Annotated in this window: 15 protein-coding genes; 4 read left to right on the top strand and 11 right to left on the bottom strand. The window is 63.1% G+C overall.

The window, feature by feature from the left end:
• The 5 genes from I6E74_RS02715 to I6E74_RS02695 all read right to left on the bottom strand — a co-directional run bounded on the left by I6E74_RS02715 (position 1) and on the right by I6E74_RS02695 (position 8,798).
• Positions 1-849 (bottom strand): hypothetical protein, encoded by an 849-nt coding sequence (locus I6E74_RS02715; RefSeq protein WP_197122779.1) that lies wholly within the window; start codon positions 847-849, stop codon positions 1-3.
• Positions 850-1,026: 177 nt separating this feature from the next.
• Entirely contained in the window at positions 1,027-3,378 is a 2,352-nt protein-coding gene (locus I6E74_RS02710) for a DEAD/DEAH box helicase (protein WP_197122777.1), read from the bottom strand.
• Positions 3,379-3,734: 356 nt separating this feature from the next.
• Positions 3,735-3,959, bottom strand: coding sequence for a hypothetical protein (locus I6E74_RS02705; protein WP_197122775.1), 225 nt, complete (start codon positions 3,957-3,959; stop codon positions 3,735-3,737).
• 103 nt (positions 3,960-4,062) lie between these two features.
• On the bottom strand, positions 4,063-7,218 hold the full coding sequence (locus tag I6E74_RS02700) for an efflux RND transporter permease subunit (RefSeq protein ID WP_197122773.1): 3,156 nt from the start codon (positions 7,216-7,218) through the stop codon (positions 4,063-4,065).
• Positions 7,219-7,376: 158 nt separating this feature from the next.
• On the bottom strand, positions 7,377-8,798 hold the full coding sequence (locus I6E74_RS02695; RefSeq protein WP_197122772.1) for a PLP-dependent aminotransferase family protein: 1,422 nt from the start codon (positions 8,796-8,798) through the stop codon (positions 7,377-7,379).
• Between the two features lie 61 nt (positions 8,799-8,859).
• Between I6E74_RS02695 and I6E74_RS02690 the strand changes: the two genes are divergently transcribed.
• Complete coding sequence (locus tag I6E74_RS02690; protein ID WP_197122770.1) at positions 8,860-9,510, top strand: YitT family protein; 651 nt, start codon at positions 8,860-8,862, stop codon at positions 9,508-9,510.
• Between the two features lie 79 nt (positions 9,511-9,589).
• Here I6E74_RS02690 and I6E74_RS02685 read toward each other — a convergent pair whose 3' ends face one another.
• A complete protein-coding gene (locus I6E74_RS02685) occupies positions 9,590-10,375 on the bottom strand; it encodes a MerR family transcriptional regulator (RefSeq protein ID WP_197122768.1) in 786 nt (261 codons plus the stop codon).
• A gap of 47 nt (positions 10,376-10,422) precedes the next feature.
• Positions 10,423-11,064 carry a hypothetical protein gene (locus I6E74_RS02680; RefSeq protein ID WP_197122766.1) on the bottom strand — a complete coding sequence of 214 codons (642 nt, stop codon included), beginning with the start codon at positions 11,062-11,064 and terminating at the stop codon, positions 10,423-10,425.
• A gap of 105 nt (positions 11,065-11,169) precedes the next feature.
• Between I6E74_RS02680 and I6E74_RS02675 the strand changes: the two genes are divergently transcribed.
• The gene (locus I6E74_RS02675) at positions 11,170-11,565 is read left to right on the top strand and encodes a CrcB family protein (protein WP_197122764.1); all 396 of its coding nucleotides are present in this window, start codon (positions 11,170-11,172) and stop codon (positions 11,563-11,565) included.
• Positions 11,562-11,939, top strand: coding sequence for a CrcB family protein (locus I6E74_RS02670; protein ID WP_197122762.1), 378 nt, complete (start codon positions 11,562-11,564; stop codon positions 11,937-11,939). Before I6E74_RS02675 ends, I6E74_RS02670 begins: the two co-directional genes overlap by 4 nt.
• A 43-nt stretch (positions 11,940-11,982) precedes the next feature.
• On the opposite strand, the gene I6E74_RS02665 is transcribed toward I6E74_RS02670, so the two are convergent.
• Genes I6E74_RS02665 through I6E74_RS02655 form a run of 3 tightly spaced genes read right to left on the bottom strand, consistent with a single transcriptional unit; the run spans position 11,983 to position 14,406 of the window.
• The gene (locus I6E74_RS02665) at positions 11,983-12,600 is read right to left on the bottom strand and encodes a phosphoribosylanthranilate isomerase (protein ID WP_197122760.1); all 618 of its coding nucleotides are present in this window, start codon (positions 12,598-12,600) and stop codon (positions 11,983-11,985) included.
• Positions 12,597-13,481 (bottom strand): carbohydrate kinase family protein, encoded by an 885-nt coding sequence (locus I6E74_RS02660; protein WP_197122758.1) that lies wholly within the window; start codon positions 13,479-13,481, stop codon positions 12,597-12,599. The genes I6E74_RS02665 and I6E74_RS02660 overlap by 4 nt, the downstream gene beginning before the upstream one ends.
• Before the next feature lie 13 nt (positions 13,482-13,494).
• Positions 13,495-14,406: a pseudouridine-5'-phosphate glycosidase gene (locus tag I6E74_RS02655; protein ID WP_197122756.1), complete on the bottom strand. Its 912-nt coding sequence runs from the start codon at positions 14,404-14,406 to the stop codon at positions 13,495-13,497.
• Between the two features lie 127 nt (positions 14,407-14,533).
• Here I6E74_RS02655 and I6E74_RS02650 point away from each other — a divergent pair, with 127 nt between their 5' ends.
• Positions 14,534-15,427, top strand: coding sequence for a LysR family transcriptional regulator (locus I6E74_RS02650; RefSeq protein WP_197122754.1), 894 nt, complete (start codon positions 14,534-14,536; stop codon positions 15,425-15,427).
• Positions 15,428-15,448: 21 nt separating this feature from the next.
• Here I6E74_RS02650 and I6E74_RS02645 read toward each other — a convergent pair whose 3' ends face one another.
• Positions 15,449-16,609: an AAA family ATPase gene (locus I6E74_RS02645; protein ID WP_197122752.1), complete on the bottom strand. Its 1,161-nt coding sequence runs from the start codon at positions 16,607-16,609 to the stop codon at positions 15,449-15,451.
• Between the last annotated feature and the right edge of the window lie 55 nt (positions 16,610-16,664).

Here is a 16,664-nt window from a genome sequence, read left to right as displayed (position 1 = left end):
CTACTCGCGAGCTGCGATCACACCCTCAAAACCAGCGATGCGCGTCGCGACAACCTCAGCAGCTTCCTTGGCCTCGGCTTCGCTGGCATCCATGAGTGCCGACTGGTAGCGAGCAGTGAGGTCGTACAGCGTCTGGATCGCGCCGGTCTCAACATTGCAGGTGGCCTGAATCACGGCGATTCGTCGGTTCTCGGCGCTGTCGCCATCCGACTCGTAGTCGAACTGAGGCATCGGTGAGTCGGCACTGAACTCTAGCCCCTGCCCAACCATGCACTCCTTGGCCACAGCGAGCGCTGCTTGGCCTGGCTCCGAAGCGAAGGCGGCATCGTAGGCAGCGTCCGCGACCTGCGCATCGAACGAGTAGCCGTCATCCAGATTGAAGCGTGTTTTCATTTCTTCTTTGGATTCATCGAGGCAGCGTAACTCGTCATCGGTCGGAGTCGGGGGCACTTGGTCGATGAGGGCCGCAATCTCGAAACCGTACTCCTGAGCGAGCGGGACGCTCCACAGCCCAAAGAGCCGATCCTCTTCGATCGACACCGTCTCTGACCGGCTGTAGCCAGGCAGCCCACTCTCGGCGAGGCACGCGTCAGTCAATACCTGCGACGCTTCACGCCGGAGTTCATCGACCTGCGGCGCATCCCGGTCAATGGCATCCACCGGCAGAACAACGGTGCCCGCCTCGAAGTCGAGCGTGGCGGTCACGTGTGCATAGGGCTCGATGTCGATGCTTGAAGACGCCAACCCGACTGGGCCGGTCGAGCATGACGACAGTAGAAAACTGGCAGCGATGAGCAGAACGCCCGCCGGGGTCGCGATCCGAGGAGTGTGTTGCGATCGAATAAACATCTGTGGTTACCCAACAATCTTGTTATTTGAGATTTAATCGCAACAGCGCGTGCGCTCCATAGAACCACGGGATGCCACGCCCGTCAACCACAGCGGGCGCATGCAGAAAGCCCCGGATGCCGACCACGCGAGTGGGGCATCCGGGGCTTTCTTATGCTCGAGTGAGCGGGGTGCTTGTTAGAGCGCAGCCAGCTTGTCGACGAACGAATCGCCAGGGGCTACGTCGACCGACTCTGCATCGATCTCGGCGCGGCCGAGGAGTTCGTCCATCTTGCGACGACGGTTGCGCGGGATGAGCGTGACAACGGTTCCGGCCTTGCCTGCGCGACCGGTACGGCCAGCGCGGTGCAGGTACGTCTTGTATTCCTCGGGAGCATCGGCCTGAATGACGAGGCTGATGTCATCCACGTGGATGCCGCGGGCTGCAACGTCGGTCGCGACGAGCACGTTAACCTTGCCGCTCGTGAGCATCTGCAGGTTGCGGGTACGACGCGACTGGTTAAGGTCACCGTGAAGGCTCGTGGCGGGGGTTCCGCCCATGCTCAAGAACTCAGCCATCTCTTCAGCGAATGCACGCGTGCGGGTGAAGACGAGAGTCTTGCCCGTGCCTGCAGAGAGCTGCTTGATGATGGCGCGCTTGTCACGCTGTTCGATGAGGAGAACCTTGTGGTCGATCGTGGATGAGGCTTGGTCTTCACCAGCAACCTCGTGCACGGCCGGGTCAACCAAGAACTCGTTGACGAGCGTGGCAACACCCTTGTCGAGGGTTGCCGAGAACAGCAACTTCTGGCCGCCCTCGCTGGTTTCACGCAGGATGCGCTGAACGGGCTCAAGGAACCCGAGGTCGCACATGTGGTCTGCTTCGTCGAGAACAGTGACCTTCACCTGGCTAAGGTCGAGACGACCCTGCTCGATGAGGTCTTCAACACGGCCGGGGGTCGCGATGATGACATCGACACCACGGGTGAGGGCTGCAACCTGCTTGTACTGAGGAACGCCACCCACGATGGTCGTGGTGAACAGGCCAACGCTGCGAGCGATGGGCTGAATGGTGCGGTCGATCTGCTGAGCAAGCTCACGGGTCGGAGCGAGGATGAGGGCGCGCGGCTTGCGGCCCATCTGACGATCCTTGCCACCATTGTTTTCCATGAGGCGCTCAACGAGAGGCGCACCGAAAGCGATGGTCTTGCCCGATCCAGTCTTGCCGCGGCCGAGAACATCCTTGCCGGCGAGAACGTCGGGGATGGTTGCTGCCTGGATGGGGAACGGCGACTCTGCACCCATGGAGGCGAGCTGACGCGAAATGTTCGATCCAATACCGAGGTCGATGAAGGACTTGCCTTCAACATCACTGGCGGTAACGGTCTTGGCTACGAGACGCTCAAGTACAACGTCTTCCTGCTGCGAGTGCGACGACTTGCCATCGCGGGCCGGGTAGTAGGCGCTTTCGCGCGGCTCGGAACGCTGCGGGCGGTCATTGCGATCGTTGCGGTCGCTGTACGACGGGCGCGAGCCACGGTCAGGGCGGTCGCCATACGAGGGACGCTCTGAACGCTGCGGGCGCTCGTTGTAGGCGGGACGCTCGGAACGCTCGGGGCGTGAACCGCGGTCGGGACGGTCACCGTACGCGGGGCGCTCGGTGCGCTGAGCACGGTCGTTGTACGACGGGCGCTCGGTGCGACCAGCGGATGCGCCACGGTCACCATACGAGGGACGCTCAGTGCGGCCAGCGTTGCGATCGTTATAGGACGGACGCTCGGTGCGATCGTTGTAGGAGGGACGGCCACCGCGGTCGGGGCGGTCACCGTAGGAGGGACGCTCTGAACGGCCTCCAGCATTGCGGTCATTGTACGAGGGGCGCTCGTTACGGCCGCTCGAGTTGCGATCGTTGTACGACGGACGCTCACTGCGGCCGCTCGAGTTGCGATCGTTGTACGACGGACGCTCACTGCGACCGGCGTTGCCGCCACGGTCGGGGCGGTCACCATACGAAGGACGGTCATTGCTGCGCTGCGGGCGCTCGTTGCGGTCATTGCGGTCGTTGTACGACGGGCGCGAGCCGCGGTCAGGACGGTCGCCGTACGACGGGCGATCGTTGCTGCGCTGCGGGCGCTCGTTGCGGTCGCCATACGAGGGGCGTCCGCCGCGCTCGGGGCGGTCACCATAGGAAGGACGGTCATTGCTGCGCTGGGGACGGTCACCATAGGCGCCACGTTCGTTGCGCTGCGGGCGGTCACCGTAGGAGGGGCGATCTCCGCGGCCGCCGGCCTCGGGGCGTCCACCACGGGCAGGCTTTTCGCGAGGAGTCCAGTCGGGGCGACGCTCGTCGCGTCCGCCACGGGCTCCGCCTGGCTTGCGGTCTCCGGTGCGAGCGGCACGGTCATCCGCGCTCCAGCGACGCTTGGGGGCATCGCCCTCATCGGCACGGAATCCGCGGTGACCTTCGCTGCGTGAACCGCCACGTTTGGGCGCTCCAGAGTTGAAGTTTTTGTTGCCACGACCAGTGGCAGGCTTATTGAAATTAGGCATAGTTCTTTCCGGGTTGTTCTTAGATGGAACACATCTAGTGCGTGGAGCACGCGCGCACGCCAACACTCACCATTTAGTTAGCGAGACACCGATTGGTTAGAAACCGATTGGCTGTCTTCTAATTAGCTTGAGCATTCGTACGCTGCACTACTGAACCCGGGCAGTCTTTGACCGAGGCCGTCACATACATTCGTGTGATTGTCACCAGTTGGATGGACTGGCAAACCGGCCCGCAAGACTTACAAACCCATACGCGAGATTTCGCGCTGTCTTGAGCCGACTTGACTACGTTACTCGATCGAGGCCCTAATAGCGAGGTTCGAGCGGATGCCGCTACTGGCCGCTTCGCCGGCTCACTAAACGTTGTGGTTGTAAGGGAAGTCCCGGAGGTCAGTCTGCTGAACAGGCTGCGGTTGCGAATTCACCTTCGACTCGCGACGCTCGAGCCACTTGTGGTGATCGCGCAGTGCTCCGACTACGGCGGCTCGAATAATGCCGTAAACCAGCAGCACCCCCACAAGAAGCAGCACAACGGGCAGCAGTATGGCGAGAGTCGTGAACGATGACATGTTGTCGAGCATGAGTGATCCGTTTCTATCCGCGGCAAGCCAGTTGCAATAGTGACAGAAATTCTGTTTCCCCACGGCAGCTGAACCGGCGTGGGGAAACTAGACCACTCACGGATTACTCTGCGGTGGCAACCACCGGAGTCTCGCGACCGGCTTTCTTCGCCGCGCGACGACTCTTGCGATCGGTGCCGGCAGCCTTCTTGTCTTCGCGACGCTCCTTGGCTCCCTCAACGAGGTAGTAGAGAACGGGAAGCACCACGAGGGTGAGGACCGTCGAGGAGACGAGTCCACCGATCACGATGATGGCGAGCGGTTGCGAAATGAAGCCGCCCTGACCCGTGACACCGATGCCGAGGGGAAGGAGCGCGAAGATTGTCGCCGCAGCGGTCATCAGGATGGGGCGAAGTCGACGCGATGCACCCTCGATGATGGCTTCGCGAGCACGCATGCCCTTCACGCGGTACTGGTTGATGAGGTCAACGAGCACGATGGCGTTCGTCACGACGATACCGATGAGCATGAGCACACCGATGAGCGAGGCGACACCGAGTGGGATGCCCGAGATCACCTGAAGCGCAATGGCACCGGTTGCCGCGAAGGGCACCGAGACCAGCAGCAGCAACGGCTGGCGGAGGCTCTTGAAGGTTGCCACCATCACGACGTACACGATGAGAATTGCGACCAGGAGCGCGAGGCCAAGCTGCTGGAACGCATCCGTCTGCTCAGTAGCGACGCCGCCCAGTTCAGCCGAAGCGCCCGCGGGCAATTCTGCTTCGTCAACAGCGGCAGCAACCAGAGCGGATGCCGTTCCCACGTCGTCGCTGCTCGGCGTCACGCTCAGGGTCGCACTGCGTACGCCCTTCACCGAGGTGATGCTCGCGGGGCCGTCGTCAACGGACACTGTGGCGACATCCGTCAGCGGGATGAGTCCGGTGGCACCCGGGATCTCGAAGTCTTCCAACTCTTCAATCGTGGTGGGCGCAAGGTCATTGAGAATGTAAATCGAGAGCGTCGATTCGTCGATGACGGCGCTACCGACCGCATTCGGGTTCATCGCACCGGTCACAATTCCACCGACTGCAATCTCGCTCAGCCCGACTTCGGCGGCCTTGTCGCGGTCAACAACGATCGAGATGAATGGCTGCTGTTCCGACAGGTTGCTGGTGGCTTCGGCAACGATGTCGAGGTCACGCACCTGCTCGAGCAGGGCATCCGATGCTTCACGCAGTTCGGAATCGCTCGTAGCGGTGAGGTTGATCTCGATGTCACTCGATGCGAAACCACTGGATGCGGCAGCCAGAGTGATCTCGCCGGCATCCTCGATGCCAGCGACAGCGTCGCGCACATCTTCTTGCAACTGAGTCTGGTCCAGATCGGGGTCTGTCGTGAGCGAGAACGCGTTGGCGCCGCTGCCGGAGAATGCGGCCCGCAGCGAGCCGCCGCTGGAGCCGATCGAGAGCTGTACGGTCTCGATGCCGTCGAGATCCATGAGAACCTCTTCTACCTTCTTGGCGGCTTCGTCGCGAGCTTCGAGGCTTGCACCGAGCGGCAGGGTTTGGTTGACCGTCAGAGTGTTTTGTCCGCTGTCGCCAATAAAGTTGGTCTTCATGAACGGCACGAGTGCCACTGTTCCACCGAGCAGGAGAACAGCCGTCATGAGTGTGGCAACGGGGCGCGTGAGCGTCCACTTGATCACGGGCAGGTAGCCACGCTGCAGGGCGTTGGTCTTCTCTTCCTGAGGCATACCCGCTGCGTGCGCGTGCTCGACAGCGTCTTCGGTGTGGCGCGGTACAGCCTTGTTGCCGAGGAACCAGTAGGCGAGCACCGGCACGATGGTGAGCGATACGAAGAGTGATGCGGCGAGCGCGATGGCGGTCGTCAACGCGAACGGGCGGAACAGCTCTCCCGTGATGTCGCCGACAAGAGCAAGAGGCAAGAACACGGCAATGGTCGTCACGGTGGAGGCCGTAATGGCTCCCGCAACTTCCTTCACTGCCGTCTGGATCGCCTGAAGCTTCGGCTCCCCCATCGAGACGTGTCTCTTGATGTTCTCGATGACCACAATCGAGTCATCCACCACTCGACCAATCGAGATCGTGAGGGCTCCGAGGGTGATGATGTTGAGGGTGTAGCCCGACACCTGCATACCGATGAAGGTAATGAGCACGGATGCCGGGATCGAGATCGCAGTCACCAGCGTCGAGCGAATCGACAGCAAGAACACCAGAATCACGATCACGGCGAAGACGAGACCGAGCAGTCCCTCAGTGGTGAGGCTGTCAATCGACTCTTGGATGAAGGGGGCTTGGTCGAAGACGACCGTGAATTTGGTGTTGCTTCCGAGGGCGCTTTCGAGTTCAGGAATTGCTTCAAGAACGGCCTCGGAGACGGCGACAGTGTTGCCGGCGGGGCTCTTGGTGATCGCAATGGTGAGTGAGGGCTCACCATCCACGCGAGAGATTCCGGTTGCTGGGTCGTCAATCACCTCAACGGTTGCGACGTCAGCGATCGTCACGATCTCGGTGCTCGATCCCCCAAGCAGAGGCAGTTCGGCAATGCCGTCTGCCGTCGTGATGCGCTGACCGGCCTGCACGGTGAGGGTCTGACCGTCTTCGGTGATCTCACCGGCTGGCAACAGCACGCCGTTGTCGTCGAGCGCAGAAATGATGTCCTGATTGTTCAGCCCGTTGAGAAACAGTTCGTCTTGGTCGGGAGTGATAACCAGGCGCTGAGTAGACGTACCCAGCAGGCTTGCGTCACTGACGCCATCCAACTTATTGAGTTCAACCAGAGTGGATGCTTCGAGCTTGCTGGAGAGCTCAAGAGGGTCGAGATCGCTCGAGACTGCGATCTGCACGACCGGAAGATCGGTGAAGTTGAAGGTGAAAACTTGAGTGTCGGCGGAGTCAGGAAGCTGGCCGGAGATGCGGTTGATGGCGAGCTGAATCTTCTGCTCAGCAGTGGCGATGTTGGTGCCGTATTCGAAGGATGCCGAAATGTTGGCGAAGTTCGAGTTCGAGGTTGCGGTCGTCGACTCAAGCCCCTCAACACCCTGGATGGCGGCCTCAAGCGGGCCAGCCAAGTCCTTATCAACAACCGCCGGAGATGCGCCCGGGTAGGTCGAGACTATGAAGATCTGCGGCAACGACAGCGACGGAATGAGCTCTTGCTTGAGCGACGTCAAAGCAACGCCACCGAAGATTCCGATAACGATCGTCACGAGCGCGATGAGAGCGCGGTTACGCAGGGAGAAGACAGAAAGCAGATGCACGAGGGAACTTTCGTTGCTGTTAAACGCGGGCGCGGTCGCAAAAACCACTTCTTGGTTAGGTCAATTCTCTCAGCACGCTCAGTATTCCGCGTACTCTCGCGAGATTACATCTACGTTAAAGGTGCGAAGCCGAAATGACGCTCTCTCCGTCGTGCGACTTAGACGACGTTCGCGAATTCACTGCTCGCTGGCGAGAACGGATGCCGCATCACCGTCGACCACGCTGCGGCGAGCGCCGAGACGCCCTGTTCCAGGTCGGCCGCGCCCCCGCTGAACGGAATGCGCAGGAAGCGTTCGAAGGCGCCATCCATGCCGAACCGCGGACCAGCCGCGATCACGAGCCCTTCGTTGCGGGCGGCGAGCACGAGCTGCGAGCTGACGGGTTGGCCGAGATTGATCCACGCGGTCATTCCGCCGGGGGTGTGCGGCACCTGCCAGGACGGCAGTTGCTCGGCGAGGAGGGTGGAGAGGTGCTCGCGGCCGGCCCGAAGAGACGTGCGCCGAGCATCCAGAATCGCCGGATAGCTCTCAAGAATGTTGGTGACGACGAGCTGTTCGAGCAGCGGGGTGCCAAGGTCACCGGCGGAGCGAGCACGAACGAGCTGGCGGATGGTGGCGTGGTCGGCGCGGATCCACCCTGTGCGCAGCCCACCCCACACTGTCTTGCCGACCGAACCCACCGAGATCGCGTTGCCGTGAGCGGCGAAGGGCAGCCGGACGCCGTTGCCATCCAGATCGAGTTCGGCCATTGTCTCGTCGGCGATGACTGCGGTGCCGTGGCGTTCCGCGAGGGTCAGTATTTTTTCGCGCAGCTCTTCGGGCATCGACTGACCGGTCGGGTTGTGAAAGTCGGGCATGAGGTACGCAAGCGAGGGGCTCGTGCGCTGGATAGCCTGCTCAACGGCGATGGCATCCCAACCGGTTTCGGTCGAAACACCGACCGGCACGAGTCGCGCGCCAGCCGCCCGGAGCGCATCGAGGGCGTGCGGGTAGCTCGGGTTTTCCATGAGGGCGCGGTCACCGCGTGACATGAGGGTGCGCGAAATCAGCGCGATGGCGTGCTGTGCGCCGAGCGTCACCATGATCTGGTCGGGGCTCGTCGGCAGGCCGCGGTCGGCATAGCGTTGGGCAATGGCCTCACGCAGCGCCGGGATCCCTACCGGGTCGAAGCCAGACTCCCCCAGGTAGGCCGGCAGTTGTTCGGCAGCACGGCGGGATGCCTCAATCACCTCGGGAGCGGCCGAAATGGTCGACTTGCTGAAATCGAGCATCTGCGGGGCAGCGGAATCAGGGATCAGGCTTGCGCGATGCGGCAACTGAGCAACACTGCCTGAGCCACGCGTGCTCTCGACGTAACCGCCCTCGCGGAGCGCCGAATAGGCCGCCGTCACCGTGGTGCGGCTCACCCCGAGAGCGAGCGCCAACTCGCGCTCGGCTGGCAGGCGCGTCGAGGTCAGAATGCGGCCATCCATGATGAGGAGGCGGATGCGGTCAGAGACGGCCAGATAGGCAGCGTTCGATCCACTCGCACGCCACTCGCCCATCATCACAACCAATGCGCGGGCAGAAAGGCTATTCATGAGGCCACAATACCGCGATTGGCCTCTTGTTCCGAGTCCAATTCCGTAATTGGATACTTACATGACTCCTCGCCTCACCATGACACGACGCATCGTTCAGCTCGGCACCGGCCTCTTCTTTTACGGCTTCGCCATCGCGCTGATGATTCGCGCCGAGGTCGGGGTCGCCCCGTGGGACGTCCTCGGGCAGGGCGTCTCGCTCAGCACCGGCATCCCCTTTGGCTTTGTGACCAACATCATTGGCCTGATCGTGTTGCTGCTGTGGATCCCGATCCGCCAGAAGCCCGGCATCGGCACCGTCTTCAACGTGGCGCTCGTGGGCCCCAGTGCCCAACTCGGATTGTGGATGCTGCCGGAGATTGAGGGACTTGCCCTGCGCATCCTCGTGTTCGTCGCGGGCTTGCTCTTGCTCGGCATTGCCACGGGCCTCTACCTCGGAGCACGCTTTGGGCCCGGCCCGCGCGATGGCCTCATGACCGGCATCCACCACCGCTACGGCGGCAAAATTTGGATCGTGCGCAGCAGCATCGAGCTTGTCGTGCTCACGATCGGCGCGATCCTCGGCGGCAACCTCGGTTGGGGCACGCTCGCGTTCGCGCTCTTGATCGGGCCGATTGTGCACTTCACGATTCCGCGCCTCATGGTGCCGGCCGCCGTCTCTGGCGAGAGCGTCGAGACGCCGGAGCCGATCCCCGACGTCACCGTTCCGTAGCGGCGCCGCACCCGCGCAGCGCGAGCACCCCCGCAACCCGCCCGCAACCCACCCGCGTGCGACAGATCAGCGGCGCGGACTAGCTCCAGCGTGCGGCCGCAAATGCAACCATGGCCGCGCGCACGAACTCGGCACCCGCCTGCCCGCCGTAATTGCGAGCGAAGCGGGGATCAGCGACATACAGGTCGGCAAGCCCGAGGTAATACTCCTGGGGCGGCCCCGCTTTTCCTTCGCTCGGAGTGCCGGGGATACCGACAAGCGCGTCGAACTGACGCTGCGCGAGCACCTGAGCGGCGTCGCTCTCGGGGTCATCGCCGCGCTCGGCAGCAGTGGCCCAGTCGGCCGCCAACTGTTTCTGTGCCGCAACGAACGCTGTTTGGTCGGCCGCACTCATCGCCTTCCACCAGGTGTTACTCGCCGCATACGAGTCAGCGCCCCAGCGCTGCTCGACTTCGTCCTTATGGGCGGCGTGGTCGAATCCGTCGAACATTTCTTCCGCCATGAGTGGCTCTCCTTCTGTGAGTTTATGGATGGTGGTGCTCACCGACGCAATGAGCCGATCGATTCGCTGCTTCTCGCCTTCGAGCAGGCGCACATGGTCTCTGAGCGCAGCCGTGTCGTCCAGCTGCCCGGCGAGAACCTCGGCAATGGCCGGAAGGCCGAGCCCCAGTTCGCGCAACAGCAGAATGCGCTGAAGGCGAGCGAGAGCATCCGCGCCGTAATAGCGGTAGCCATTGGTGCCGACCCGGCTTGGTGTGAGCAGCCCGATGTCGTCGTAGTGCCGCAGCGTGCGCGATGTCGTGCCGGTGAGGCGGGCGACGTCGTTGATCGAACGCTCGGCGAGCGGTGGGGTGTCGTGTGCCATACCTCGACGGTAGAGGTTGACGTTACGTCAATGTCAAGCGCGCGGCGCTATTCGGTGAATTTCACCGGAACGTAGACATCCTGCACCCGGTCATTGAGCGCGGTGTGGTCGTTGCGGGTGAAGATGCCGCACTCATTCGTGATGCAGTCAGCATCTTCGCCTTGCGGGTCGCCGAGCTCGAGGTAGGCCGTAAAGGTGCCGGTGGCGGTGTCGTCATAACTCCGAGCGCCGAAGAGCCGCCACGCCCAGTCGGCGTTGATCCAGTTGCTCGGGGCCCACTGCACGGTGCCTTCGGCCACGTTTTCTTGCTGCTGCGACGGCACTCCGCCGATGCAGGGCCCTGGCTTGCCCGCGGGTGTTTCTGGGATGACGCACACGGCAACGTACACACCCTGCGTGCCGTCGTAGCCGGTTCCCGTCACGACCACCCTTTCGTCACGAACGAGTGCTTCGGTGTCGATGGGTTCGCCGTTTTCACCGGCGACGCTGAGCGTGCGGGTTCGCCCGTCATCCCCCTCGGCGGTGACAGAGAGCGGCCATTCGCCGGCGGTGAGTTCTTGGTTCGATTGACCCGCGCTCTCGTGCGTGAGAATCGGCACGACGATGATAGCGATGGGCACGAGCAACACCACAACTACGGCGAGCACGATCCACGGCCAACGGCGGCGGCGCGCAGCAGTTCGGGTCATGGCTTCAGTCTAGGACTGCGCGCGGGGCGCGGGGCAGCGCCCGCTTGCCATAGGGTGACTGTATAGGCAGTACAGACCCGAGAACTGGCATTTGGAAGGCAGCGCATGATCCGTGAAATCGCTGCTGTTGCCGTAGGCGGTGCCATCGGCACCGGAATGCGGTTCGCCCTCGATCTTGCCTTTGCCACCGACGATGGGCTGTTTCCCCTCTCCACCCTGATCGCCAATATCGTCGGCAGTTTCGTGCTGGCACTCGTCGTTGCCGAGCTGTGGACACCAGCCCCGGTCTGGGCCCGTGCCGGCTTAGGCGCCGGTCTTCTCGGTTCCTTCACTACCTTCTCCGCACTTGCCGTCGCCGTCGTGCAACTCATTGGTGCCGACCAGCTCATCCCTGCCCTCATCTACCTCGCCGCCACCATGGTGCTCGGACTCGCCGCGGCCGCACTGGGCCTGCGCCTCGGTTTCGCTCGCGCACGCCGTCCTGACTTGGTGAACGAATGACCGCGGGCGTGGTGTTTGCGATCCTGGGCGCCGGAGCCGCCGGGGCCGTCTTGCGCTACCTCACCGCACGCGCGTTTGTTCCGAACAAGCGGTTCCCGTGGGCCGTGCTCGTCGTCAACATCATCGGCTCTGCCCTCGGCGGCACCTTGGCTGGCATGGCGCACATTGGCACGATCGACGCCAACCTCGAGCTCGTGCTGCTCACCGGACTCTGCGGCGGACTCACCACCTTCAGCACCCTCAGCGTTGAAACAATGCAGATCGCCACCATGAAGCGGCTCCAGACCGCCATCGCTAGCGTTGCCGCCAACCTCGTCCTCGGCATCGGCGTCGCCGCCGCGACCTACTTCGGCCTCATCGCGCTCGCGACTTAGCCTCGTCGCTCGGCTGCGTCGCCAGTGGGGTTTACCCCGCCGTTCAGACGGCGCGAACAGCCGCCACGAAAGCATGAATCAGTGCGGGATCCTTCACGCCTCGGCTCACTTCGACGCCGCTCGACACGTCAACGCCTCCCGGCTGCATGATGCCGACAAGCTCGGCCACATTCTGCGGGGTGAGGCCACCGGCCAGAATCCAGAAGCCGTCAGGCGCAGCATCCGACAGCAGCGTGGGATCAAACGCTGCTCCGCCGCCCGGCGTCACCGCGTCGATCAGCAATCGGTCGTCGGCGCGCAGCACTCCGTCACGGCTGAGCTGGCGATAATCATCGATAGACAGGGCGCGGATGGTGCCGAAGCCCTCTGCCCGCAGCCGGTCAAACTCTGCTTCAGTTTCGTCACCGTGCAACTGCACTGTGGAGATACCGGCCGCCTGCGCGGTGCGGAGCACCGTCTCGATCGGTTGGTTGCGAAAGACGCCCACCGTTTCGAGCGTGGACGGTAAGCCCGCGATGAGAGAACGCGCGTGCTCGGCGCTGACCTCACGGGGGCTGCCGGGAGCGAAAACGAACCCGATCGCATCGGCACCGCTGTCGGCGACCGCCGCTGCCGCATCCGCAGTGCTGATGCCACAGATCTTCACGAAGAGACGTGTCACTTCGACGCTGCTCCGGAGGATGCTCCCGGCGATGCCAGCACGAGCGCCGCGGAAGCGTGACCGCCCACACACGCCTTCTGCAGGTCTCTGCTGGCAAGGTACGAGGTCAGGAATCCTGCAGCGAAGGCATCACCGGCGCCGGTGAGGTCTCGGACCTCGGGAACCGGTGGCACAGCAACCGTCAGCGGCTCCCGACCAGGCGCGTGAACGAGGGTGGGATCCGCTCCCGCCTTCGTCACGATGATGGTGTTGGCGAGTCTCGCAGCGACAGCACCCGGCTGCCCGTCGACGACGACTCCAAGGCATTCCATTTCGCTGGCGTTGCCGATCAAGAAGTCGGGGCTGAGGTCAGCCATGAGATCGAGGAAGCGGTCGATGCCGTACTGGGCGAGCATGCCGGTGGACGAGACGTCGATCGAGACGAGAATCCCGCGCTGCTTGGCACGACGAATCACGTCAATCACGGTCTCGCCCACGGGTGCACCGTTGAAGGAGTAGGCCGAGACGTGCAACAGCTCAAGCCCGTCGAGCCACTCATCAGGCACCTCGTCGAGCATTGTTGCAGCCGCGCGGTTGGGCACCATGCTGCGTTCGCCGTCTTGGTCGATCAGGATGATGACGGTGCCGGTGACGTGTTTGCGCTGCACGCGCACGTCAACACCTTCGGCCTCGAGACCCTCGACGAGCAGGGTGCCGAGGTGGTCGTTGCCGACACAGCCGATGAAGCGCGTGGGGCCGAGTCGCCCAGCAAAACTGGCGACGTTCGCACCGCTACCGCCGCGGGTGTGAAAAATCTCCGCCGCCGTATCGGTGCCGTGCCTCAGCGGTTCAGCCAGCCAGACGACAACGTCTTCAACGAGGTCGCCGATGATTCCGAGCACGAGGGGCTCGCCGCTAGCGGGTGAGCGCCGTGGCGACGAGTCCGCCGAGAGCAACGTTGCCGCGGTAGACCTCAACGTTGACGTCGAGGCTCAGCCCCTTGGTGTCCTTCTGGATGAAGTCGAGAAGGAACGGGGTCGAGGCATTTCCGCTGATGCCCTGCTTGTCGGCTTCGGCCCAAGCGCGAGCGAGGATGTCGTCGAGCTGCTCCGGAGGAAGCTGCTTATCGGCGGCAACGGGGTTAGCCAGCAATACGGACTGCGGCAGACCGAGCTCATCGCGAGCGGTGACGACCGCGGCGACCTCTTCGGGAGTGTCGACCGAGTATCCGATGCTGAAGCCTGAGTCGGTGACGTAGAAGCCCGGGTACTTGGTCGTGCCGTAACCAATGACGGGGATGTTGAGAGTCTCGAAGCGCTCGAGGGTGGCGGGGATGTCGAGAATCGACTTCACTCCGGCGCTGATGACGAGGATGGGGATCTGCGCCAACGTGGTCATGTCGGCCGACTCGTCGAAAGTTTCGGAGGCTCCGTGGTGCACGCCGCCGAGGCCGCCGGTCGAGAAGACCTTGACGCCCGCGTGGTGCGCGAGGAACGCGGTTGCTGCGACGGTAGTGCCGCCGTGGATGCCGAGAGCGCGAACGACAGGAAGGTCGCGCAGGCTGGCCTTGGCGATGTTGTCGGTGTTCGAGAGCTCGGTGATCTGCTCGGTGCTGAGGCCGACCGTCGCTACGCCGTTGAAGACACCGATCGTGGCGGGCGTCACGCCCTGAGCGCGCAGCCCCGCTTCGGCTTCAAGAGCAACGTCGAGGTTGCGCGGGCGAGGAAGGCCGTGAGTGAAGATGGTGGACTCGAGGGCGACCACGGGGCGGTTCTCGCGAACAGCATCCTGAACTTCCTGGGAAACGTGGATGACGGGAGTAGACATAGTCAATCTCTTTCTTCGCTGATGCTCGTCGCTGAGGCTGCGCCGGAGGCGTGCCGTTACTTCAACCGTAGCCAGTCAATTGCAAAGAAACCAGAAAGAGTCGATGCGGGTTAGATAGCCTTAGCCTATGAAAATTACGCTGCGTCAGGTGGAGATCTTCGTTGCCGTGGCCGATGCTGGACACTTCGGACGAGCCGCCGAGGCACTGCAGATCTCGCAACCGACCGTGAGTCAAGAAGTGAGTCGGCTCGAACGCGCTCTCGGGGTCGGCCTGCTCGACCGATCCGGCCGTTCAGCAAAGCTCACGCACGCCGGCGAGACAATGGCGACCGAGGGCCGCCAACTGCTTAGCCACGCCAATCAGGTGGTTCGCGAGGTGCAGCTTTACGAGCCGAGCCGCATCCGCACGGCCCGCATTGTGGCCTCCCCCAGTGTGGTCAACCGACTCCTCCCCGCCGTGATCAGTCGGGCCGAGCACAGTCTGTCTTCTGTGCGCATCGAAGACGTTCTTGTCGACACGGGCGGCGTCTCCACTCGTCTCGTGAGCGAACACGCCGATATCGGCCTCGGTCGCTTTCTGGATGCCGCCGAAGGCTACGAAACCGAAGTGATCGTGCGCGAACAAGTCTTCGTCGCGCTCAGCCGCAACCACCCGCTAGCGAAGGCTGCCCACCTTGAACTCCCCGAACTCGGCGATCTCCCCCTGCTGCTCTGGCCGCGCGAACAAAACCCCGCCTACTTCGACTACCTACTCGAAATCTGCACCTCGCGCGGGCTTACTCCGCTGCTTCTCGTGAGCCCGCCCCGCATCGTCGGATCGCGACTGTACTTGCTGTCAGAAGCTCGAGCCTTCTCGCTCGTTTCCGCCGCACTCATCGGCCACCTACCCGAAGATCTCGTGGCGATTCCGCTCGCACAACCCGCAACACTGGCACTCGAGATGCAGTGGCGGGCGAGCGACAACCGGCCCCAGCTCGGCGAGCTGCGCGACCTCATTCGCGAGGTGGCATCCGCTGGCTAGCGAGCGCCGCCGCACAACTGACTAGCGCTTCGGCCAACTCCACGCGGGTTCATCCAGCATCCCTTGCCCGTCAACCGCGGTTTCACCGTCGACTTTGACGAGATGGATGCGGCTCGCTCCTGATTCGTCGAGTTGCTCAACAAGCTCAGAGGCGTGCGACACCACCACGATCTGAGTCTGCTCGGCTGCCGCCTGGATTAGCTCCGCCAGGGGTGCAAGCAACCGGGGATGCGGACTCGTCTCGGGCTCGTTTAACACGAGCAGCGCGGGCGGGTTGGGCGACAACAATGCCGCAACCAGCAGTAAGAACCGCAGGGTGCCATCCGAGAGCTCGTGGGTATCGAGCGGCCGCAAGAGCCCGGGTTGCGCCATCACGAGCGAGAACAACCCGTCGCTGGATTGCACCTTCACCGAAGCGCCATCGAAGGCTTGCGCAATCGTGCGGTCAAGCAAAGCGGCATTGCCGAACTCGCGAATCGTCTGCAGTGCGGCAGCAAGGTTGGTGCCGCTGTGGCTCAGCACCGGAGCACGAGTGCCCAGCTGCGGCTGCCGCACCGGCGCGTGCGGGTCGGTGCGAAAGTGGTCGTAGAAGCGCCATGAACCGAGGTTTTCGCGCACCGTCAGCAGTTCAGGGGTTGTCGACGGGTCCGCGAACGCGGCCACCATGCTCTCGGTGGGCCGCAGCCGGTAGTCGTGCGGTACCCATTCGCCCGAATCACCCCGCACGCGCACTGCCCCGTTGCGCCGTTCCGTCAGCGCGGTGGCAGGGCGCAACACCGAGCCGTTGAAGACGGCTTCTGCCTTGATCTCCGGGTCACGAGCAAACATGGTCCGCTGATTGGTAGGCAGCCCGAAATCGACGGCATAGCCGAAGTCGCTGCTGGCGTAACCGAGCTTGAGTGCGACGACATCGCGACGCATCGTTCCCTCGACCGGATGCCCGGAACGACGTGCCGCAGAGGCTCCTGCCTCTGGACCCGCCCACAACAGGGACTGCACGCCGCCTTCTCTCGCGAGCGCCGCAATGGCACCGGACTGGGCAACCTCAGCAAGCAGGCGCAAGCTGCGGTAGACGCTCGACTTTCCGACGCCGTTAGCTCCCGAGATCACCGTGAGCCCGGTGAGGGGCAGCACTATGTGCCGCAAAGAGCGGAAACCTTCAATCGCCAGCGTCGTGATCATGCCGCGAGCCTAGACTCAACAGCCGTCATCCGATCAACTGCCAACTACAAACCTG

This window comes from Salinibacterium sp. SWN139, assembly GCF_015864625.1.
Taxonomy (GTDB): Bacteria; Actinomycetota; Actinomycetes; order Actinomycetales; family Microbacteriaceae; genus Rhodoglobus.
This window is presented reverse-complemented; position numbering and strand designations above follow the sequence as displayed.